Genomic DNA, 20,916 nt, shown 5'->3' with positions numbered 1-20,916 from the left:
AAAGCCTCAGCAGATGCGCGGAAGCTGTTCGCCGGACAGCCAGTCGACGATCCGGCTTCCGCCGAACGAGGTGCGCATCTGGACGAAATGATGCGCGTCTTCGACGGCCTCGCCGATGATCGCCGCGTCTTTTCCGAGCGGATGCGCGCGCATCGCGGCCAGCAGCGCATCCGCCGCTTCCGCCGCGACAAAAGCGATCAGCTTGCCCTCGTTGGCGACATGCAGCGGATCGAGCCCCAAAAATTCACAGGCCGCCGCGACTTCCGCCTTCACCGGCAAGTCATCTTCATGGATGCGCACGCCGATGTTCGACTGGTGCGCGATCTCGTTGAGGGTTGCGGCGAGGCCGCCGCGCGTGGGATCGCGCAGCAGCCGCAGGTGCGGGCCGCAAGCCGCGACCATGTCCGCCACCAGCCCGTTGAGCGCGGCGGAATCAGACAGAATTTGCGTCTCGAACTGCAAATTTTCGCGGCTCGACATGATGGCGACGCCGTGGTCGCCGAGCGTGCCGGAGACCAGAATCTTGTCGCCCGGGCGGGCATTGTCGCCGGACAGGTCCAGGCCATCGGGAACCACGCCGACGCCGGCGGTGGAGATGAACACGCCATCGGCCTTGCCGCGCTCGACGACTTTGGTGTCGCCGGTGACGATTTGCACGCCGGCCTCGCGCGCGGCCTCGCCCATGCTCTGTGCGATCTTTTCGAGGTCCGCGAGGGCAAAACCTTCTTCGAGGATAAAACTGGCCGAGAGGTGCAACGGCTTGGCGCCGGCCATGGCGAGATCGTTCACCGTGCCATGCACGGCGAGCGAGCCGATATTACCGCCGGGGAAGAACAGCGGCGACACAACATAGCCGTCGGTGGTCATGGCGAGGCGCCCGGGCGGGACGGAAAACACCGCTTGGTCGTTGCCTTGGGCCAACAAATCGTTGGCGAAATTTTCGGCGAAAATTTCCGAGATCAGTTGCGCCATGGCGCGGCCGCCCGAGCCATGGGAGAGATCGACGCGACCGTTTTTGATGTCGAGTTTTCGGATGCGAAGGCGCGGGGCGTTCATGACGCTTGTTTCTCCGTTGCGTCGCGGAAGCGACCGTAGGTCCAATGGGCGGCGCAGGAGCCCTCGGACGACACCATGCACGAGCCCATCGGCGTCTCCGGCGTGCACACCGTGCCGAACAGCTTGCAATCCGTGGTTTTTTTCACGCCGCGCAGGATCGCGCCGCATTCGCAGGCGGGATTGTCCTGCGCCGGCTGCGTGGTGATATCAAAAACCTTTTCGGCGTCGAAGGCGGCGTAAGCGTCGCGCAGTTTTAAGGCTGAATACGGGACGTCGCCGAGGCCGCGCCACTCGAACATGTCGCGCAGTTCAAAAATGCTGCTGACCAGGTCCTGCGCCTTGAGGTTGCCGTCCGGCGTCACCGCGCGGCTATATTCGTTCTCGACCTCGCAGCGTCCGTCATTGACCTGCCGCACCAGCATCAGAATGGCCTGCATCACGTCGAGCGGCTCGAAGCCTGCGACCACCACCGGCTTTTGGAATTCCTCGGCGAAGAAATCATAGGGGCGCGTGCCGATCACCGTCGAGACATGCGCGGGGCCGATGAATCCGTCGATGCGGACGAGGCCGAGATCGCGCACGTCGGGGCTTTCCAAAATATTCTGGATCGCCGCCGGGGTGAGGACGTGATTGCAGAATACGAAGAAGTTTTTCAAGCCCAGCTTTTGCGCCTGGACGATGGCGAGCGCGGTCGGCGGCGTTGTGGTTTCAAAGCCAATGGCGAAGAACACCACTTTTCGGTCCGGCTCTTCCTGCGCGATGCGCAGGGCGTCGAGCGTCGAATAAACCATGCGGATGTCGGCGCCCGCCGCCTTGGCCTTGATCAGGCTCAAGCCCTGCGAGCCCGGCACGCGCATCAGGTCGGCATAGGTGCACAGCGTCACGTCGGGGCGCTGCGCCAGTTTGATGGCGTCGTCCATGCGGCCCACGGGCAGCACGCAGACGGGGCAGCCGGGGCCGTGGATCATGCGCACATTGTTTGGCAGCAAATCCTCGAGGCCGTAGCGGGCGATGGCGTGGGTGTGGCCGCCGCAGAATTCCATGAAGCGATAGTCGCGGTTGTCGCGCGCCTCGGCGGTAATGGTCGCGGCGATTTGGCGCGCGAGCTTGCCGTCGCGATATTCGTCGACGTACTTCATGATGGCGCCCCCACGCCGGCTTGCGCCAGAAGTTCAAGCGTCTTTTGCGCCTCCTCGGGGTCGAGCTTGTTGAGCGCATAGCCGACGTGAAGGATGACGTAGTCACCCACCTGCACGTCCTCGACCAGCGCCAGCGAGATCACCTTTTGCACGCCGTCGAGACTGACCTTGGCCATGTCGCCGTCCAGCAGTTCCGTCACCTGGACGGGGATTGCGAGACACATTTTTACTCTCCCTCAACTCGGCTGGATGAGGGCGCCGCGGCGGCGGCGCCGACCAAACCTTTTCTCTCTCCCTCACGGTGAGAAGCGCCACAGGCGCGTCTCGAACCATGAGCCCACGCTTACATCTTCATCAGCGCCGCCCTTGCCAGCGCGGCCTGTCCGAGCGACAGGCCGCCGTCGTTGGGCGGCAGTTTGCGCGCCAGGATTGGCGCGCGATTGTTGTCGCGCAGGTTTTGCGCGAGACCTTCCGACAGGATGCGATTCATCAGGCAGCCGCCGCCGAGCGCGATGTTTTCGCCGGGCTGCGAGAGGCCGCAAAGGGCTTCCGTGAGGCCGGCGATCAGAGTTCCATGCAGCAGTTCGGCGCCCTCGCGCGCGTCGAGGCGCGAATCGATGAAATGCGCCAGCAGCGGCGTGAAATCGAGTTTTTGGTCGCGCCAGATGTGGCCGCCCCGCAGGGCTTCGGGCTGGCGGACGAGGGCTTCGAGGCGCATCGCCGCCTGCCCTTCAAAATCCTGTCTCTGCGGAAAACCGAGCAGCGCGGCGCAGGCGTCGAACAGGCGCCCGAGGCTGGTGGTCTGCGGGTGGTTGGCGCCGAGTATTTTCGCGGCTTGGGGCACTTGGGGCGCTGCGCTGAAAAAGGCAGGCGCTTCATCAAGCCGGCCGAGCGCGGCAAAAGCCGCGAGGCCCATTCGCAACGGCTCGCGGGCGGCGCGGTCGCCGCCCCAAAGCGGCAGGGGGGTGAGCGATCCGAGACGGGCGTAACCGCCGTGACCGTCGAGCCGCAAGAATTCGCCACCCCAGACGCCGCCGTCGTCGCCGAGGCCAGTTCCGTCGAGCGCCGCGCCGAAAATTTGGGTATCGCCATGCTCCGCGCCGATCGCCGCCACATGCGCCGCATGGTGCTGGAAGCGCAGCACAGGCGCGCCAAAATTTTCGGCGAAACGGGTCGAAAGATAATCCGGGTGCAGGTCGCAGGCGAGCGCTTCCGGCGTCACGTCGAGCAGGCGCAGCAGATGCGCGGCGCTCTCTTCGTAGAAGCGGAATGTTTCGGCATCGGAGAGATCGCCGATGTGCTGGCACACAAAAGCTTCGCGGCCTCGGGTGAGCGTGAGGGTGGCTTTCAGATGGCCGCCGCAGGCGAGCACGGCGGGGCCGTCTTCGCCGAGGTCGATGGGTTCGGGGACAAAGCCGCGCGCGCGGCGCAGGAAGGCGGGGGCGCCGTCGACGATCTGCATGACGCTGTCGTCGGCGCGCACGACAATGTCGCGGTCATGGGTGACGATCAGGTCGGCGATTCCTTCGAGTTTTCGCAACGCCTCGTCATTGTCGGTGATCAGCGGCTCGCCGCCGGGATTGGCCGAGGTCGCGACCAAAGCGAAATCGCAGGCCATTCCGCGGCGCGCGCCTGCGGCGTCAAACAGCAGGTGATGGACCGGCGCATAGGCCAGCATCACGCCGAGACGCGCCATGTCGGGCGCGACCGCCTCGGGCAGATTTTTCAGGGAGTCGATGAGGACGATGGGATGCGCGGGCGACCGCAGCAACGTCAGTTCTTGCGGCGTCGGTTGGCCGAACAATTTGGCCGACGCTTCATTCGCCAGCATGAGCGCGAACGGTTTGGCTTCGCGGTCCTTGCGGCGGCGCAGCTCCGCGACCGCACCCGCGTTATGCGCGTCGCAGAGCAGATGAAAGCCGCCAATGCCTTTGAGCTCGACGATATTTCCGCCACGCAACGCCGCTACGATTTCCTGAGGCGAATGAGTCAGGCTTGGCCCGCATTTTGCGCAGGCGATGGGTTCGGCGTGGAAGCGACGATTTGCCGGGTCCGCATAGTCGCGCGCGCAATCTTCGCACATGGGAAAGCGCGCCATCGACGTCTGCGCGCGATCGTAGGGAAGGGTGTTCGTCAGCGTGTAGCGCGGGCCGCAATGCGTACAGTTAACGAAGGGATAATAATAAAAACGGCTCGACGGATTGAAGAGGTCGTCGAGGCAGTTTTCGCAAGTTGCGGCGTCCGCGGGGATGCGGGTTTGCGCCCTGCCCTGCCGCGTGGTCTCGATCACAAAACCGGCGTCGCCGCGGGGCGCGATTTCCTCGAAATGAAGCGAGTCGAGACGCGCCAGCGGGGGTAATTCCGCGCGCAATGTTGCGAGGAAATTTTGGGTAAAGCCTTCGACCTCAACCAAGACGCCTTCGGCGTCATTGCGGACAAAACCGGTCAAACCAAACCGCACCGCCAGCCCATGCACGAAGGGGCGCATGCCCACGCCCTGCACCGCGCCCCGCAGGCGCAGACGCAGGCGCGTCACGTGCTCCTCGTGCTGGCGTGCGGGGTGCATCATCCTTTTCGCGCCAGCGCCACGCGCGCCTCGATCCAAGCATAAAAACTCGCAAGCCCTTCTCCGGTGCGCGCGGAGACGACCAGCGTTTGCAGGCGCGGATTGACGCGCAGCGCATGGGCGAGGCAGGCGCCGACGTCGAAATCGAGATGCGGCAGCAGGTCCGACTTGTTGAGGATCATGAGGTCGGCGGCGGCGAACATGTCGGGATATTTGGCCGGCTTGTCCTCGCCCTCTGTGGTCGACAGCAGCACCACCTTGTGCGCCTCGCCGAGGTCGAAAGCGGCGGGGCAGACGAGATTGCCGACGTTCTCGATGAACAGCAGCGAGTTTTGCGCCACGTCCAGGTGCTCAAGCGCGTGGCCGACCATATGCGCGTCGAGATGACACCCTTTACCGGTATTGACCTGCAACGCCTTGGCGCCGGTGGCGCGGATGCGCTCGGCGTCGTTGGAGGTTTGCTGGTCGCCCTCGATCACCGCGATGGAGAACTTGTCCTTGAGGTCCGAAATCGTCCGCACCAGCAGCGAGGTTTTGCCGGAGCCGGGGCTCGACACGAAATTCAGCGCCAGCACGCCCTTTTGCGCCAGCGCCGCGCGGTTGGCGTTGGCGTAAGAATTGTTCTTGCCCAAAATGTCGCGCTCGATCTGAACGATGCGGTCCTGGCTCAGGCCGGGAACATGGACGCCGGCGATCCCCGCGCCATAATCATGGGTGTGGTCGTGGTCATGGTCATGCGCGCCGGAATGGGCGTGCTCGACGCTGTCGGAATGATCGTCGTGGCCCTCACCATGGGCGTGGGCATGGCCGTGCTCGTGATGATGCTCGTGCGCGTGGTCGTGGGTCACGCCGCCATGCGTGTGCGCATGGCTGTGGACGTGGTGATGGTCGTGCGCGTGGTCGCCGTGGGCATGGTCGTGGCCGTGCTCGCCATCATGCGCGTGGGCGTGGGCTTCGTCTTGATTGTGGTGGTGGTCGTGGTCGTGATGATGATGACCGTGGCCATGATCATGATGATGATCATGGTCGTGGCTGTGATCGTGGCCATGAGCGTGCTCATGGCTATGTTCGTGGCTGTGCTCCTGCCCGCCATGCGCATGCGCGTGACTATGGGCGTGACTGTGCTTGTGTTCGTGCTTTTCGCCTTCGACGCTGGCCGTTCCGCATCCGCAAACCGTGCACATCACTCGACCTCCAGTTCCTTGACGCGCATCTCGTCGCCCGACGTCATCTGCACGTGATATTGACCGCATTCCGGGCATTCGCCGAAGCGCTCGGCGAGCGCCACGGTTTTCGCACAATCGAGGCACCAGCCGGCGCCCGGCGTCCTCACGATTTCGAGTTTCGCGCCCTCGGCGAGCGTGCCGCGCGCGACCACATCGAAGCAGAACAGCATGGCCTCCGGCTCGACGCCGGAGAGTTCGCCGATTTCCAGCCACACGGTTTTCACTTTTTGAAAACCCTGTTTGCGGCCTTCCTCGGCCAAGATTTCAACGACGCCCTCGGTCAGCGACATTTCATGCATCGACCGACTCCAGGATTTCGGCCTCGGCCTTGATGCAGGGATCGAAGACGAAAGCGAGGCGTTCGACCCGACGCTTCGCGTCCAAACCCTCGCCGACCTTCGCGCCGATCAGCAGACGCGCGAAGGGGCCGTCGGGGTGAAAATTCCATTCCGTCGGCGCAATGATTCTGTAGTCGGAGATACGCCCGGAGCCGTCGAGCTTGCAGGCGTGCAGCAGACGGCCGCGCGCGGACTCCACCGCAGCATAACCATCACCGCGCGTGCAAATGTCTTCGAGCGAGGGGCCGCCTTTCAGCAGCCATTGCAGCACCCTGCCCGTCGCCATCATGTCGGTTTCGCGCGCCGCCAGACGCGCCGTCAGCGCCGCCGAGGCCATGCCGGCGCGGGCGGCGGCGCCGGTTTCGGCGCGGCGTTCGCCAATGCGCGGCGCGCGGCTGAAGGTCTTGTCCGCCCAGAGCAAATCCACGATGAGCGGATCGTCTTCGGCGATCAACGGCTCGATGCGGCGCGGGCGCAGGCCCATGAAAAATTCATCCGCCATGGCTTCGGCCATCTGGCGGGCGACAAAGCCATCCTTCGTGCCGAGCCCAAAGCGCGCGAGGGCGTCGCGCAGATCGTCGGCGCTCGCGGCATCGGGAAGGCGGCGCAGCAGGGCGAGCGCGTCGCGCAAAGCCGCGATCTCTGCGTGCGTCGGCGCCGCGCCGGGCCAATCGAGGAGGCTGGCGCGCAGCATTTCGCCGAGCCGCTCGGCGAGCAGTTTTTCCGCCTCATCCTCCTGCGGCGGCAACCCCGTCGCGGCGCGCACGGCGGTCGCCTGCGCGACCGGGCAGAGCGAGAACAACCGGCCCGCGAGCGTGACCGCCTCCTCAGGGTAAAGTCCGACGAAAACCGCGCAGGGGTCGACGCGCGGCGAAAGAATTTCGATCTGCTCGACCTCTCCCTTGCGCGCACGCACGCGGATGCGCAGCGGCGTCATGCGCGCCGTCCCAGGCGGAAGAAGGCGCGGCGGTCCAGGGCGACCGGTTCTTTTTTCGGCGGCGGGGACGGCGGAGACGCGGGCTCCGGCGGCTTCATCAGCGCGTCCATCGCCGCTTCCGCCGTCGCCTGCGCCGCCGCGTGGTCGGCGAAATCGTCCATCGGCGAGAACAGCGAGGCGAACAGCAGGCGATCAAAACCGTCGAGATCGGTCGCGAGAAAATCGACATTGCCGGTGGGCAGGGCCAGGCCGCGCGTCGCCCCCGGCCGGTCCTCGACTTTGGGCGCGCCGGCCCGCGGCGAGGCGCAGACATTCATGAACCAGGGCGTGAGCACGATGCCGAGGTTGAAATCGCCATAGGGCCGGAAGCCGATACAGGCGACCCGCAGATGCGGGTTGCAGATCGGCATGTCCTTCATGCAGCGCTCGTAGAGCTCTTCAAAATGCTCTTCGAGCCGCGCCGCAAGCTCCGCGGCTTCCAGATCGTCACGCATCTTTGTCGAGCCGCAGGAAACGCTCTTGCACGGCGTCGCAATTGGGGCAGCGCCAGTCTTCCGGCAAAGCGGAAAATGGCGTGCCCGGCGCGATCTGCCAGACGGGATCGCCGACGGCGGGATCGTAGACATGCCAGCACACGCCGCATTCCATCTTCGCGTCGTCGGCGAGATTTTGCGGCTTGCCGAATTGTTCGAACGCGCTCACGAAAAATAGGCCTCCTCGATCTCGCGCAGGCGATGGGCGCTGTCCTCAAAATCCTCGTCGGCGGCGCAGGCGGCGGACGGCGGCGCGCCGATTTCCAGCGTGTCCAGCACCACCTCGTCGGAGGCGTTGAAATATTGCACCGACCACACATGCTTGACGCCGGTCGAGTGGACGCGGCAGGCGCCATAGCCTTTTGAGACCAGCTTGACCGAGCCCGGGCCGAGCGAAGCTTGCAAAAAGTCCATGTCCACCGGGTTCATCGGCAGCAGCGAAAAGGTGATGGTGTGGGTGGGATCGCCCTCCTTCCAGGCTTCCGAGCGCGCGGAAATTTCCTGCAACAGCGGCATCACGTTCATGGCGCCGTCCGGCGGCGTCCCGATTTTCAGCGGGCGGCAATTGGCCAGCGCGGCGCGACGGGCGATTTCGGGGATGCTGGAGACTTCGAGATAGTCGGCGAACAGTTTTCCATCCGCATCGGTGAAGCGCACCCGCCACAGGCCGGCCATGACGGCCTCTTGAATCTGCGCGACCACGCCATCGGGCGTCGCCGCGAGGCCGCCGACCTCGCCCTCGCCGATCGCGCCCGAGATCAGCCGCTTTTCGTCGTCGGAAAATTCGGTGAGGTCGAACAATTGGCCCTGCGCGTTGGCCCGCTGGTTTTCCAGCGCCGCGACGATGTTCGGCAGCATTTTTCGCACGCGCGGACAGGCTTGCGCCAAAGCCGCGCCCTCGCCGGTCGCCAGCAGCGAAATCGGCTTGCGCTCTTCCTCGACCCCGATGGGGAGGATGGTCATGGTGTCCTCGGCGCCTTCGGGCGCAACCCAGAATCCGGCTTTCATCTCAAACTCCCTGGCGCTGGTCTATGCGCGATGGACGTGGGCGAATTCAGTCTTGGGCCTTTGCGGCGCGACCAGCACCGGCGCATCGGTCGCAAGCGCCTCGGCGATTTTTTCGCGATAGTCCGACCAATCCAAAATCTTGGGCAGCACGGCGACCGGCTGCCCGTCGCGCGTCACGACGACGGAAGGGAAAACAAAAACCTGAAAACGGGTTTTCAGCGCCGCCTCGGCCTCCGGCGCGACCAGCGCGCCGCGCACAAAACCGGAAAACGCCTTGAGCAGTTCGGGAAACAGCACCGCGACATCCGAGGTCTCGGGGCGCGGCGCGCCGGCGCCGGAGAAAAACAGCAGGGCGTGGGGGCTGGAGGCGAAAAAAGCGTCGATGGAGGCGTCATCGACAACGGGCAGACCGTGGCGTTCGACAAGCGCCTTGAGCAGGGGATGATCCACGAAGCGTTTCCTTGTGTCTTGCGCCATTCGGCGGCATTATGGAAACGAAGCTTACAGAAAGAGAAACGATCTTTCCAGCATAAATGCTGTGCACGAGAAAATTATTTTGATCTAGATCAAATGGATTGAGGTTTATTCCAGACCCACATGCCATCGGTGCGAGCGGAGCGAAGCAATCCAGGACTCGTCGCAGCGACGAAGCAGCGTCATTGTTGCGCGCGACAATCATGCGTCACGTGCAAGGCTGGATTGCTTCGCTCCGCTCGCAATGACGGCCTCGAGACTCGCGGCTTTACTTGACGGATTGCTTCCCGTTCAGCGCAGATGTTCCGGCAGTTGCGGCTCGCGGTTGATCAGATCGGCGAAGGCGCTTTCGAAATCATCACCGCGCATCGCGGCTTCGAGGCCGACCAGGGCCTGGTCGATCAGCGCCGCTTCCTCGTCATCGAGCACGCGCACGGCGCTGTCGATGTGGATCAGCAGCTTGGCGCCCACCGGCTGCGGACCGACCAGCAGCACCGACACGCGACGCGTCTCGTCTCCGCGCGCGCAAAGCGCGGAGATTTCGTCGCTTTCGATCACCGTCATCGGCACGCCAAGACACATTTTTTCTGACCTTTGAAAAGGGCGACGCGGCATTCGCGCCGCGCCGCCGTTCGGCCGCAGGGGAGGTTGCGGCCGACAAGCTTTGGTTATCTCACGCGGCGGCGATCGGCCGCTCGTAGCTGGCGTGGTCGATGTCGTTGGCGAGCAGCGGCTCGACCTGTTCGCCCGGGGCGCGGCGCACGCACAGCGCGCCCCATTGTTCGAGAATGGCCGCGGCGACCTCCGCCGCATGCACCAGTTGCTCGCGCACCGGCTGGGTCAGCGGCCCGCCCCAGTCCTCCAAATCCTCGGGCTGGCAGCCGATCAGGGCGAGTTTTTCCGGATAGTCGCCGAGGAGGTCGGCGGCGGACAGCACTTCCTGAAAGCCGGTCTGGTGCAGGCTCATCTTCTTGGCGCCGGTGAATTTCGGCACCTCGTCGCCCTCGACGATTTTCAGCGTTCCGGGTTTCAAACCGTAATCGATGGCGTCGAAGACCAGCAGGTGATCCGCCTCCTGGACGAACTGCACGAGGTAGAGGCCCTGCGTGCCGCCGTCCAGCAAGCTGACGTTTTCGGGGACGCGATAGAGGCTGTGAAACACCTCCAGCGCGCGGACCCCAAAACCTTCATCGGCCCACAGGATGTTGCCGATGCCGAGGACGAGGATTTTCTTGTCCATGTCAGACCTTGTCGTCGCGGAACTGGCGTTCGCCGGAGATCATCGACGAGATCATGCTCTGGCGCGACATGATGTCTTCGCGGACCGCCGCATAGACGTGGATCGCGGCGAAGATGCACAGCACCCACAGGCCGAGGTGGTGATAGGTGTGCACGTCCTGGCTGTTGGGGAAAATCAGGAACACCCAGCCGAACAGCTTGGCCCAGAGCGAATCCTCGCCCGCGCCCTGGGAATAGAGGGCGAAGCCGGTGCAGATCATGAACACCGTGCCGAGGGTGAAGACGAAGAACATCATCAGATGCGCCAGCGGGTTATGGCCGACATATTGCCGGGGGAATTTCACCGCGAAAGCGTACCATTTGGCTTCGTTCCACAGGCCGTCCCAAAAATTCTTCTTCCAGACCGGCACCCAGAACAATTGTTTGGACGCGGCATTGCCGAAAAACGCCCAGACGAAGCGCATCAGGAAGAACACGGCGAGCGTCTGCCCGGCGGCGAAATGGGCGAAGCGGATGTAGCCCATCTGGTAATGGGCGCTGGCTTCGCCGCCGAGCGAACCGGGCGGCCAGGCGATGAGATAGCCGGTGATGAACAGAACCGTCAGGCAGGCCGCATTGACCCAGTGCCAGATGCGCACCGGCGCCTGGTAGACGTAGACGGTGCGGCGGGCGACGACGATCTGGCCTTTGAGCTCGCTGATATCCGCGATTTTCGCGTAATCCATGAAGACCTCCCAGGAGGATTTTTGACTCTTTGGCCCTTGCGCCGGGCTCGCAGCTCCCTCTCCCCGCATGCGGGGAGAGGGCTGGGGTGAGGGGCTGGGTCGCGATCCTCGACGTCCTCAGAACGGCTTTCCTGACGACGCTGAAGCTAACGCCCCTGCCCCTCACCCTAACCCTCTCCCCGTAAACGGGGAGAGGGGACTGGATTCAGCGGACCTGAATCTTCGCCATTTCCTGGCCGTCCGGGCTCATCACGTGAGTCGAGCAGGCGAGGCAGGGGTCGAAGGAATGCAGGGTGCGGATGATCTCCAGCGGCTGCGTGGGATCAGCCATCGGCGTGTCGAGCAACGAGGCTTCGAACGCGCCGATATTGCCCTTGGCGTCGCGGGGCGAACCGTTCCAGGTGGTGGGCACCACCGCCTGGTAATTGTCGATCTTGCCGTCCTTGATCTTGATCCAGTGCGCGAGCGCGCCGCGCGGCGCCTCGGTGAAGCCGACGCCCTTGACCTCGGAAGGCCAGGTTTTCGGGTCCCACTTGTCGACATTGGCGGTGCTGCTGTCGCCGGCTTTGATGTTGGCGACCAGCTTGTCGTAGAAATGCTTCATCTTGTAGGCGGCCCACTGGCACTCCAGACCGCGCGCCGCGGTGCGGCCGAGGGTGGAGAACAAAGCCGAGGTCGGCGCGCCCAGGTCCTTCAGAACCTTTTCGACGGGCTCCTTGAACTCCGGCTTGTTCTGGGCATAGCCGATGATCCAGCGGGCGAGCGGCCCGACTTCCATGGCGTTGCCCTTCCAGCGCGGCGCCTTGATGAAGCTGTATTTGGCGCTTTCGTCGAGGGCCTCGATATTGGTGCGCGTCCCCTTGGCGTTGGGGCCGAGCACGAAATTCGGCTCGGTGACGCCGTCCCAGGGATGCAGGCCCTTGCTCTCGTCGGGATATTTGTACCAGCTGTGCGCGACATATTCCTGGATTTCGTTGGGATCGCGCAGGTCGACGGGGAAGACCTCGTTGAGATTGCCATTGATGATCGCGCCGCGCGGCAGCAGCAGGTTCGACGCGGAATAATCGTTGGCGCGCTCAGGGATATCGCCGTAGGACAAAACCGCCTTGCTCGACAGGCCGCCGCCATAGAGCCAGCCCTTGTAGAACGAGGCGATCGCCATGAGGTCGGGAATATAGACCTGATTGGTGAAGGCGATGGAGCGGTCGATGATCTCGCTGACGAGATTCAGGCGCTCCATGTTGATCGCGCCGACGCCGCCGACGCCGTCGACATTGATCGGGCACGGCACGCCGCCCACCAGCCAGTTCGGATGCGGATTCTTGCCGCCGAACACGGTGTGGATCTTGACGATATCCTTCTGGAAGTCGAGCGCCTCAAGATAGTGCGCGACCGCCATCAGATTGGCTTCCGGCGGCAGTTTATAGGCCGGCGAGCCCCAATAGCCGTTCTTGAACGGGCCGAGCTGGCCGCTCTCGACGAACTTTTTCAGGCGCCCTTGCAACTCCTTGAAATAGCCGGGCGACGACAGCGGCCAGGAGGAAATCGACTGCGCCAGCGCCGAGGTCGCCTTGGGATCGGCCGACAGCGCGGAGACCACGTCGACCCAGTCGAGCGCATGCAGGTGATAAAAATGCACGATATGGTCGTGCACCTGCAGGCAGAGCTGCATGATGTTGCGGATCGAGTTGGCGTTCTCCGGGATCTTGATCCCCAGGGAATCTTCTACGGCGCGCACCGAGGTGAGCGCGTGGGTGCCGGTGCAGACGCCGCAGATCCGTTCCGTAAACGCCCAGGCGTCGCGCGGATCGCGGCCGCGCAGGATCACCTCGATGCCGCGCCACATCGTGCCGGTGGAGACGGCGTTGCGGATGACATTGTCGGAATCGACGTTCACCTCCACGCGAAGATGGCCTTCGATGCGGGTGACCGGATCGACGACGATGCGCTTGCCGGAATTGTCGAGCTTAAAGCCGTTCGGCGTTTCGAGACCCATGTGTGCGTTTCCCTAAAATTTTTTCGGACCTTGGGCGATCATTTCTGCGGCGCGGACGGCGGCGTGTCGTGCGGTTTGCCGTTCGCGCGCAGGCGGCCGACCGCCGTGATGCCGGCGTGGATCGCCATGGCGCCGACCACCGCCGCCGTGGCGGCGATGCCGATCTTGTCGGCATTGGCCTCGATGCCGAACTGGTGAATGTTCGAGAGGCGCTCGTAGAACGGCCCCTTGTCCCAAAAGCCGTCTTCGGAGCAGCCGATGCAGCCGTGGCCCGACTGGATCGGGAAGGAAACGCCGTCGTTCCAGCGCACCGTCGAGCAGGCGTTGTAGGTGGTCGGGCCCTTGCAGCCCATCTTGTAGAGACAAAAACCCTTGCGCGCGTTCTCGTCGTCCCATTCCTCGACGAACTGGCCGGCGTCGAAATGCGGGCGGCGGTAGCATTTGTCGTGGATGCGCTGCGAATAGAACATCAGCGGCCGGCCCTGGCGGTCGAGTTCCGGCAGCCGCCCAAACGTGTTCACGAAGGTGATGACGCCGGTCATGACTTCGGCGATCGGCGGGCAACCCGGCACTTTGATGATCGGCTTGTCGGTGATGACCTTGTCGATCGGCACGGCGTGGGTGGGGTTCGGCTTGGCGGCCTGCACGCAGCCCCAGGAGGCGCAGGAGCCCCAGGCGATCACCGCCATGGCGTCGGCGGCCATTTCCTTGAGCTTTTCGACGAAGGGACGGCCGCCGTCGATGCAGAACATGCCGTCTTCGTTCAGCGGCGGATTGCCTTCCACCGCGAGGATGAACTTGCCCTTGTACTTTTGGCGGGTCTCCTGGAGGATCGCGTCGGCCTGATGGCCAGCCGCCGCCATGATCGTGTCGTCATAGTCGAGCGAGATCATCGACAGCACCACGTCCTTCACCAGCGGGTGCGCCGAGCGGATAAAGCTTTCCGAACAGCAGGTGCATTCCAGGCCGTGCATCCAGATCACGGGGACGCGCGGGTTGGTCTCCAGCGCATGCGCCACTTGCGAGGCGCCGGTCGCGCCCAGCCCCATGCTGGCGGCGGTCAGCGAGCAGAATTTCGAGAAATTGCGCCGGGTGATCCCCTGGCGACGGATCACGTCGTAAAAAGTTTCGGTTGCCGACATCAAGCGCTCTCCTGCCCTGCTCCGGTTCTTTTCAAGCGCGGTGGCGATCCGCGCTCTCGGGGCGGCGGCGCCGCCCGCGGTTGGGCTCTAGTTGGCAAGAAGGGCGCCAACTGCGACATTTTGTCCGCTTCCCATGAAATTCAAAGGTTTATATGGCTAGGCTGCCGCGAGGTCCACGCGAAAAAGTGGAAAGCGCGCTGGCGCCGGCAGGAAGTTTCTTGGCGCCCGTAGAGGATGCGCCGGCTGACGGTCGCGCACAGTTCATTTTCTGAAAAATCTTTTGACGGAGAACCTCATGGCTTCCGATTTCCTGCTGTTGGGCTTGGCCTGCGCGGCTGTCCTCGCTTTCGGCCTTTTAAGCCCAACCCCGGCGCGCGCCTGCACGCGCGTCGTCTATCATGGCCTCAATGAGGGGGTGATCACCGCGCGCTCGATGGACTGGAAGACGGACATCGGCACGAATCTCTGGATTTTCCCGCGCGGCATGACCCGGTCCGGCGAAGTTTGCCCGAACGCGGCCAGTTGGACTTCGAAATATGGCAGTGTGATCGCCAGCGCCTACGATGTCTCCACCACGGATGGCGTCAACGAGGCGGGGCTGGTCGCCAACATGCTGTGGCTGGTCGAATCCGACTATCCCAAATATGACGGCAAGACGCCCGGCCTTTCGATCTCCGCCTGGGCGCAATATGTGCTCGACAGTTTCGCCAGTGTGAATGAAGCGGTCGCGGCGCTGGAGAAAGAGCCGTTCACGCTGGCGACAGACAAGGTGCCCGGCATGGATCGCCTGGCGACGCTGCATCTGTCGCTGTCAGACGCCAGCGGCGACAGCGCGATTCTCGAATATATCGGCGGCAAGCTGGTCATCCACCACAGCCGCGCCTATCAGGTGATGACGAATTCCCCGATCTTCGAACGGCAGCTCGCGCTCGACGCCTATTGGAAAGAAATCGGCGGCGCGGTCATGCTGCCGGGAACCACGCGGGCGGCGGACCGGTTCGCGCGGGCCTCCTATTACATCAACGCGATCGAAAAACAGGCCAATCCCGACAAGGCGGTGGCGGCCGTTTTCAGCGTGATCCGCAACGCCTCCGCGCCCTACGGCCTGACCTCGCCCAACCCGGGAGAACCCAACATCTCCTCGACGCGCTGGCGCACCGTGGCCGACCACAAACGCAAGCTCTACTATTTCGAATCCGCCATGGCGCCGAACACGTTTTGGGTCGACCTCGCCGCGATCGATTTCGCCAAAACCGAGGTCATGAAGCTGGACCTCGGCCCCGACGCGACGCGCATCTATTCCGGCAAGGCCAATGACGCCTTCAAGCCCGCCGCGCCGTTCAAATTCGCCGGAACCTGTCCGGACGCGGCCTCCTCGCCTCAGTAGCGGACACTGATCGGGGCACGCCAGTTGTCCATCGGGTGGTTGACGATCACGGTGTGCTGGGTCTGCGGATTGTGGGCCTGCATCTGCGTGACCGTCATCTCCAGCGCCAGAGCCGAGGGCGATTGACCGGCGGCGCAGGCGCCGCAGACCGAAACCATCGCCCCCTCCTCCCAGGCTTGGGCGCCGCAGGTGAGGCCGAGCAGCGCCGCGCCGGCCAGAAGAATTTTTGATGCGTGCATTGTGAGCGGCCTCGTCAAGACTTGGGTAAGCTTGACGCGAGTTTTGGCGTTGCGCCTTGCCGGCGCGTTAAGGCCGGCGGGGCGGCTGGAAACGCGGTTAACGTCCCCTCAATGCGCCGTGCACACCATGCAGGGGTCAAAACTCCTGACGACATGCTGGATCGCCGCTGCCTTCGCCCCAAGCGCGCCGGTCTCGACGCCCACCAGCGCCTGCTCCAGCGGGCCGGGAACGCCCGCCGCGTCGCGCGGCGAAAAATTCCACGTGGTCGGCGCGATGATTTGATAAGCGCGGATGTGGCCGCGCTCGACGCTCACCCAATGGCCGAGCGCGCCGCGCGCCGCCTCGACTTTTCCAATCGCCGCGCCGCTCGCCAGCGGCGGCGCCGTCTCGCAAAAACTTTCGCGCACGTTTAGCGCACGCGCCCAACTTTCGGCGGCGATTGTGACCTGGGCGATTTCCACCACGCGGGCCACGACCCGCGCCAGCACATGGCTGCCTCCGGAGTTTTGAAGCAGCGCGCGCACGAGTTTTTGGCCCGCGACCGCCTGCCGCGCCACCGCGCCGGTTTCGGCGGGGTTTTTGTCCAGGCGCGGCGCCTTGGCGAAGGAATAGGCCCCGATCCGCTCCATGTCAGGAAGGGTGTGTGCGCGAAAAGGGTCTTCTGCGCTGTCGGCGAAATAGGAGGCGGCGACCTGCTCGCCGATCCGGCCCATTTTTTTCACGGCGCCCGCGGGATCGACGACGCCGGCCTGGAACAGTGGTCCCTCAGACCCGTAGTAGCCGCCAAAGCTCATCAGCGGCAGGGCGCAGCGGCCGAGTTTGTCCAGGCTAAGGTCCCCGGCGAGGCGCAGGAAGGCGGGGAAATCGGCCTTTTTCTCAGCATAGGCCCGCAGTTGCGCGGGCGTCTCCAGCGCGGCGATGTCTTCGAGCGGCGCGCCGAACAGGCTTTTTTCGGCAAAGGCGCGGAAATCGCCCAGAATGGCGAGCAGGCGCATCTTGCCGCCGAGATCGAGCGCGCGGGTGACGCCGCCGGGCTGCAGAGCCAGCGAATGCGGCCATTTGCCGGCAAGCAGCCCCATAATGTGCAGCAGGCGGGCGCGCGCGGGCAACATTTCGCGCGCGGCGGTTCCTTCCGTCGCCTTGAAGCGGGCGGCGATTTCGGCATGCCACGGTTTGCCCGCATATTCGGCGCGGGCGAAATCCGGCATGAAGAACAGATAGAAATGGCTCAGGTGGTCGGCGATGTTTTCGGCGGCGTGGACAAGGTTCGCCGCCAGTTCGCCATTGGGCGGCGGCATGACGCCCGAAATTTCGCGCAGGGCGGCGGCGGCGGCCAGGCTTTGCGACACCGAGCAAATGCCGCAGATGCGCGGCGCGATGGTGAGCGCGTCATGGGCCGGGCGGCCGACGAGGATTTGCTCGAAACCGCGATAGAGCGTGGTCGCGACCCGAGCCTCGGCGACGCGGCCCTCTTCGATGTCCAGCGTCAACTCCAGGTCGCCCTCGACGCGGTTGAAGGGACCGACGACCAGCCGGGTCACTTCTGCCTCTTGGGGTTGACCAGAATGCGGTCGGCCTCGGCGTTCTGGCGCACCCGCGCCGGCGTCGCCGATTTCGATAAAGCGGCCAGCGTCATGAACCAGGCTTTGGGCATGTCGAGCGGCAGGCCCACCGGAATGCCGCCGATTTTTGGCGTGACATGGGTGTCGCGCGCATCCTCAAACCCCGGGGAGGTGCAGGAAATGCAGGCGAAGCCGGCATGGGTGCAGGAACCGCCGCCATTCCAGGCGCGCTGGTTGCAATCGCCGATCGCCTGGGTCGCCTTGCAGCCGAGATGCTCCATCAGGCAGCCGCGTTCGGACAGCGTGCGAGCGGAGGCCTTGAACTCGTAAAACTCGTTGCGCGAGCAGCCGTGGTGGGCGAGATGGCCGGCGAAAAACAACGGACGTCCGAAGCCGTCGAGGTCGCTGGACTTGAGGTCCCCCGCCGCGAGCGCGCCGAGCGTCTCGACGATCCAGCCGGGATGCGGCGCGCAGCCGGCGACGTTCACCACCGGCAACCCGCTCCGCGACCGCCATGCCGCACCCAAAACGCCGCCGGGATCGGCGCCGTCATAGTGCAGGCCGCAGCTGTCGGTCGGGTTGGGATCGCCGGCGGGGATGCCGCCAAAGGCGGCGCAGGAGCCGACGGCGACGCAGGTTTCGGCGTGTTGCGCCAGCGCGCGGGTGAGATCGAGCAGGGTGCGGGTGGTTCCCGAGAGACGGTTGAATTGGCCGGTGCCGTTGGGGCCGCGCAGGATCGAGCCTTCCACGCAAAGGATGTCGAGTTTTTGCGCGCCGGTTTCGATATCGGCGAAAATCTTCAAAACCTCCGCGCCGGTCGCCTCGCTGACGCTCGGGTGCCAGAGCAGGTCGAGCCCGAGGTTATGGAGCTCCGCGAACAGGCCGGCGCCGCCCTGCTCGAGCGCCGCCATGGTGCAGCCGCCACACGAGCCGGCTTGCAGCCACAACAGGGTTTTTCGCTGTGTCATCGCGGCAATGTCGCCGCAATCGCTCCCGATTTCAATGGCCTCGCGGGCCGGCTCGTGATTTGATGCGCCATGGACGCGCGCACCCTCTTGAGACGCATGTTTGACGCCGCGATCGCCTCGGCGCAGCCGGCTTTGTGCCTGGCGCCGCATCTGCCGGAAAAGCCGCGCGGACGCACATTGGTGATCGGCGCGGGCAAGGCGTCGGCCGCCATGGCGCGGGCGCTGGAGGATGTTTGGGACGGGCCGCTGTCGGGCGCTGTGGTGACACGGTTCGGCTATGGCGTGGCCTGCCAAAGAATTGAGGTGATCGAGGCGTCGCATCCCCTGCCCGACGCCGCCGGACTCGCCGCCGCGCAAAAAATCGCCGGGCTGGTTCAGGGGCTGAGCGCCGACGATCTGGTGATCGCGCTGATTTCAGGCGGCGGCTCCGCTTTGCTCGCCGCGCCCCTGCCCGGACTGACGCTGGAGGACAAAAGGGGCTTGAGCGCCGCCCTGCTCGCCAGCGGCGCGACGATCAGTGAAATCAATTGCATTCGGCGGCATTTGTCGGCGCTCAAGGGCGGGCGGCTCGGCGCGCTCTGCGCCCCGGCGCGGGTCGTCGCGCTGCTGATTTCCGACGTGCCCGGCGACGATCCCATCGACATCGCCTCGGGCCCGACGGTCGGCGACCCCACCACCTGCGCCGACGCACTCGCCGTGCTCACGCGCTACGGCGTTTCAGCGCCGCCCGCCGTGCTCGATCTGCTGCGCACCGGGGCCGGCGAGAGCGTCAAGCCAGGCGATCCCCGCCTCGCCCGCTCGGAGGTCAGGTTCATCGCCACGCCGCAGATGGCGCTGGAGGCGGCGGCGGTTTACGCACGCGAGGCTGGGTTCGCGGTGCACATCCTGAGCGACCGCATCGAGGGCGAGGCGCGCGAGGTCGGCACGGTTTTGGGCGCTCTGGCGCGGCAGGTCGCCGCCAAGGGGCAGCCGTTCGCCGCGCCCTGCGTGCTGCTGTCGGGCGGCGAGACCACGGTGACCGTGCGCGGGTCGGGGCACGGCGGACGCAATGTCGAGTTTTTGTTGTCGCTCGGCCTGGCGCTGGACGGGTTGCCCGGGGTTTACGCGCTGGCCGGCGACACCGATGGCGTGGATGGCGCCGAGGAGATCGCCGGAGCTTTGCTGGCGCCGGATTCTTTGGCGCGGGCCCGGGCTTTGGGGTTTTCACCGCGCGCGAGCTTGGAGGCCAATGACGGCCATGGGTTTTTCCAGGTTTTGGGGGACAGCGTCGTGACCGGACCGACGCTGACCAATGTCAACGATTTCAGGGCGATCCTGATCGCGCCTTCCTGACGACATTGAAGCCCAACCCCTCCCTCTCCCCGCAAGCGGGTCGAGGGAGCGGCGCCGTCACGTGTCGGCCACCGCGCGCTACCTGAGGTTCAGGGAAACGGCGTCAAAGCGGGCCAGTTGCGAGGCCAATTCCGGAATGGAGCGGGCCGCCCCATCATTGGGCTTGGCGACGATCAGTGAGACCGGACGCGCCGGGGCGGGCGGATTCGCCGCCGGGGCGACGGTTTGGACGACCGGGCGCGTGACCACGGGCGACATGCTGACCGGCTTGGCGACGGGTCCCGCGGCGCGGTCGGCCTCTCGGATCGCCAGCCTGAGTTCGCGCTGGTTGATGCTGAAATCCAGATTCATCCGGCCGGCGACGCCATTGTCCGTGATCTTGTGGGCAAACCGTCCGTCATCATAGCAATACATGCGAGAGCCGATCGCATATTTCATGTTGTTCTCATGGCACTGAACGCGAAAGGCGGCGGCGACCCGCTCCGCGTTAAACTGATAGGCATAGGCGCCCAGTCCCACGACCATGAGCGCCAGCGACCCATAGGCCAGGACATTGTGCGTCGTTTTCGACGTGATGACGACCAAAGCTCCTGAAGAGATTTTTGACCACAGCGACGGCGTTTCGACAGGCGCGGGCTTGCTTCTCGCGCGCATCGCGCGCGCCATCAGATGGCGCCTGAGTTCGTCCTCGGCCTCCTTCTTCTTGCGCTCGAGCTCACGCGCAATTTTACGCGCGGCGACCCGGCGCTGAATGGCGTCGACTTCAAAGGACTCGTCAACGGATGTTGATGGGGCCGTCTGGATCGCCTCGTCCGAGGCGACGACGACCTCCCCGCTGTCTTCCGAAATCTGCGTGCTGCTCATCGGCGATTTCCAAACACGTCCAATCACAATATCGGCGCGAGGTAATCAACCAATCCTTAAAAGCGGATTATATGCGACACAACAACTTCATTATCTCCAGTTTACTGACGAGTCTTGGTTAAACCTAACCAGTATCCGGTTCACCTCTACTTCCTTATAGGAAGCAAGACCGGCGATTGATTTG

22 protein-coding genes are annotated in these 20,916 nt (G+C 64.5%); 2 read left to right on the top strand and 20 right to left on the bottom strand.

The window, feature by feature from the left end; translation table 11 throughout:
- Positions 1–6: 6 nt before the first annotated feature.
- The 16 genes from hypE to M2320_RS04070 form a co-directional block, all read right to left on the bottom strand.
- The gene (gene hypE / locus M2320_RS04150; RefSeq protein WP_264596189.1) at positions 7–1,056 is read right to left on the bottom strand and encodes a hydrogenase expression/formation protein HypE; all 1,050 of its coding nucleotides are present in this window, start codon (positions 1,054–1,056) and stop codon (positions 7–9) included.
- On the bottom strand, positions 1,053–2,195 hold the full coding sequence (gene hypD / locus M2320_RS04145) for a hydrogenase formation protein HypD (protein ID WP_264596188.1): 1,143 nt from the start codon (positions 2,193–2,195) through the stop codon (positions 1,053–1,055). Before hypD ends, hypE begins: the two co-directional genes overlap by 4 nt.
- Positions 2,192–2,419 carry a HypC/HybG/HupF family hydrogenase formation chaperone gene (locus M2320_RS04140; protein WP_184429143.1) on the bottom strand — a complete coding sequence of 76 codons (228 nt, stop codon included), beginning with the start codon at positions 2,417–2,419 and terminating at the stop codon, positions 2,192–2,194. The genes hypD and M2320_RS04140 overlap by 4 nt, the downstream gene beginning before the upstream one ends.
- Positions 2,420–2,538: 119 nt before the next feature.
- A complete protein-coding gene (hypF, locus tag M2320_RS04135; protein ID WP_264596187.1) occupies positions 2,539–4,761 on the bottom strand; it encodes a carbamoyltransferase HypF in 2,223 nt (740 codons plus the stop codon).
- The gene (gene hypB, locus M2320_RS04130) at positions 4,761–5,945 is read right to left on the bottom strand and encodes a hydrogenase nickel incorporation protein HypB (protein ID WP_425540649.1); all 1,185 of its coding nucleotides are present in this window, start codon (positions 5,943–5,945) and stop codon (positions 4,761–4,763) included. Before hypB ends, hypF begins: the two co-directional genes overlap by 1 nt.
- On the bottom strand, positions 5,945–6,286 hold the full coding sequence (hypA, locus tag M2320_RS04120) for a hydrogenase maturation nickel metallochaperone HypA (protein ID WP_184429149.1): 342 nt from the start codon (positions 6,284–6,286) through the stop codon (positions 5,945–5,947). Before hypA ends, hypB begins: the two co-directional genes overlap by 1 nt.
- The gene (locus M2320_RS04115) at positions 6,279–7,262 is read right to left on the bottom strand and encodes a nickel-dependent hydrogenase large subunit (protein ID WP_264596184.1); all 984 of its coding nucleotides are present in this window, start codon (positions 7,260–7,262) and stop codon (positions 6,279–6,281) included. The genes hypA and M2320_RS04115 overlap by 8 nt, the downstream gene beginning before the upstream one ends.
- Complete coding sequence (gene hybE, locus M2320_RS04110) at positions 7,259–7,756, bottom strand: [NiFe]-hydrogenase assembly chaperone HybE (protein ID WP_264596183.1); 498 nt, start codon at positions 7,754–7,756, stop codon at positions 7,259–7,261. The genes M2320_RS04115 and hybE overlap by 4 nt, the downstream gene beginning before the upstream one ends.
- The gene (locus M2320_RS04105; RefSeq protein ID WP_184429155.1) at positions 7,749–7,964 is read right to left on the bottom strand and encodes a rubredoxin; all 216 of its coding nucleotides are present in this window, start codon (positions 7,962–7,964) and stop codon (positions 7,749–7,751) included. Before M2320_RS04105 ends, hybE begins: the two co-directional genes overlap by 8 nt.
- A complete protein-coding gene (locus M2320_RS04100; protein WP_264596182.1) occupies positions 7,961–8,803 on the bottom strand; it encodes a hydrogenase expression/formation protein in 843 nt (280 codons plus the stop codon). Before M2320_RS04100 ends, M2320_RS04105 begins: the two co-directional genes overlap by 4 nt.
- A gap of 21 nt (positions 8,804–8,824) precedes the next feature.
- Complete coding sequence (locus tag M2320_RS04095) at positions 8,825–9,253, bottom strand: hydrogenase accessory protein (protein WP_264596181.1); 429 nt, start codon at positions 9,251–9,253, stop codon at positions 8,825–8,827.
- A gap of 315 nt (positions 9,254–9,568) precedes the next feature.
- Entirely contained in the window at positions 9,569–9,859 is a 291-nt protein-coding gene (locus M2320_RS04090; RefSeq protein WP_264596180.1) for a HypC/HybG/HupF family hydrogenase formation chaperone, read from the bottom strand.
- 91 nt (positions 9,860–9,950) lie between these two features.
- Positions 9,951–10,517, bottom strand: a complete 567-nt coding sequence (locus tag M2320_RS04085) for a HyaD/HybD family hydrogenase maturation endopeptidase (RefSeq protein ID WP_264596179.1) — start codon at positions 10,515–10,517, stop codon at positions 9,951–9,953.
- 1 nt (position 10,518) lies between these two features.
- Positions 10,519–11,241 carry a Ni/Fe-hydrogenase, b-type cytochrome subunit gene (gene cybH / locus M2320_RS04080; RefSeq protein WP_264596178.1) on the bottom strand — a complete coding sequence of 241 codons (723 nt, stop codon included), beginning with the start codon at positions 11,239–11,241 and terminating at the stop codon, positions 10,519–10,521.
- A gap of 205 nt (positions 11,242–11,446) precedes the next feature.
- Positions 11,447–13,237 (bottom strand): nickel-dependent hydrogenase large subunit, encoded by a 1,791-nt coding sequence (locus M2320_RS04075; protein WP_264596177.1) that lies wholly within the window; start codon positions 13,235–13,237, stop codon positions 11,447–11,449.
- Between the two features lie 38 nt (positions 13,238–13,275).
- Positions 13,276–14,382, bottom strand: coding sequence for a hydrogenase small subunit (locus M2320_RS04070; RefSeq protein ID WP_319801411.1), 1,107 nt, complete (start codon positions 14,380–14,382; stop codon positions 13,276–13,278).
- 292 nt (positions 14,383–14,674) lie between these two features.
- Between M2320_RS04070 and M2320_RS04065 the strand changes: the two genes are divergently transcribed.
- Positions 14,675–15,766 carry a linear amide C-N hydrolase gene (locus M2320_RS04065; RefSeq protein ID WP_264596176.1) on the top strand — a complete coding sequence of 364 codons (1,092 nt, stop codon included), beginning with the start codon at positions 14,675–14,677 and terminating at the stop codon, positions 15,764–15,766.
- Here the strand turns inward: M2320_RS04065 and M2320_RS04060 are convergent.
- The 3 genes from M2320_RS04060 to M2320_RS04050 all read right to left on the bottom strand — a co-directional run bounded on the left by M2320_RS04060 (position 15,760) and on the right by M2320_RS04050 (position 18,536).
- Entirely contained in the window at positions 15,760–16,005 is a 246-nt protein-coding gene (locus tag M2320_RS04060; protein WP_264596175.1) for a hypothetical protein, read from the bottom strand. The two genes, M2320_RS04065 and M2320_RS04060, sit on opposite strands and share 7 nt — an antisense overlap.
- 108 nt (positions 16,006–16,113) lie before the next feature.
- Complete coding sequence (locus M2320_RS04055) at positions 16,114–17,547, bottom strand: nickel-dependent hydrogenase large subunit (RefSeq protein ID WP_264596174.1); 1,434 nt, start codon at positions 17,545–17,547, stop codon at positions 16,114–16,116.
- Positions 17,544–18,536 (bottom strand): HupU protein, encoded by a 993-nt coding sequence (locus tag M2320_RS04050; protein ID WP_264596173.1) that lies wholly within the window; start codon positions 18,534–18,536, stop codon positions 17,544–17,546. Before M2320_RS04050 ends, M2320_RS04055 begins: the two co-directional genes overlap by 4 nt.
- Positions 18,537–18,605: 69 nt before the next feature.
- Here M2320_RS04050 and M2320_RS04045 point away from each other — a divergent pair, with 69 nt between their 5' ends.
- Positions 18,606–19,868, top strand: coding sequence for a glycerate kinase type-2 family protein (locus M2320_RS04045; RefSeq protein WP_264596172.1), 1,263 nt, complete (start codon positions 18,606–18,608; stop codon positions 19,866–19,868).
- 78 nt (positions 19,869–19,946) lie between these two features.
- Here M2320_RS04045 and M2320_RS04040 read toward each other — a convergent pair whose 3' ends face one another.
- Positions 19,947–20,732 (bottom strand): hypothetical protein, encoded by a 786-nt coding sequence (locus tag M2320_RS04040; RefSeq protein WP_264596171.1) that lies wholly within the window; start codon positions 20,730–20,732, stop codon positions 19,947–19,949.
- Positions 20,733–20,916: the final 184 nt, after the last annotated feature.

This window comes from Rhodoblastus acidophilus (genome assembly GCF_025961575.1).
Lineage (GTDB): Bacteria > Pseudomonadota > Alphaproteobacteria > Rhizobiales > Beijerinckiaceae > Rhodoblastus > Rhodoblastus acidophilus_C.
Note: the sequence above shows the minus strand (reverse complement) of the source record. Positions and strands in the feature narration are given on the sequence as shown.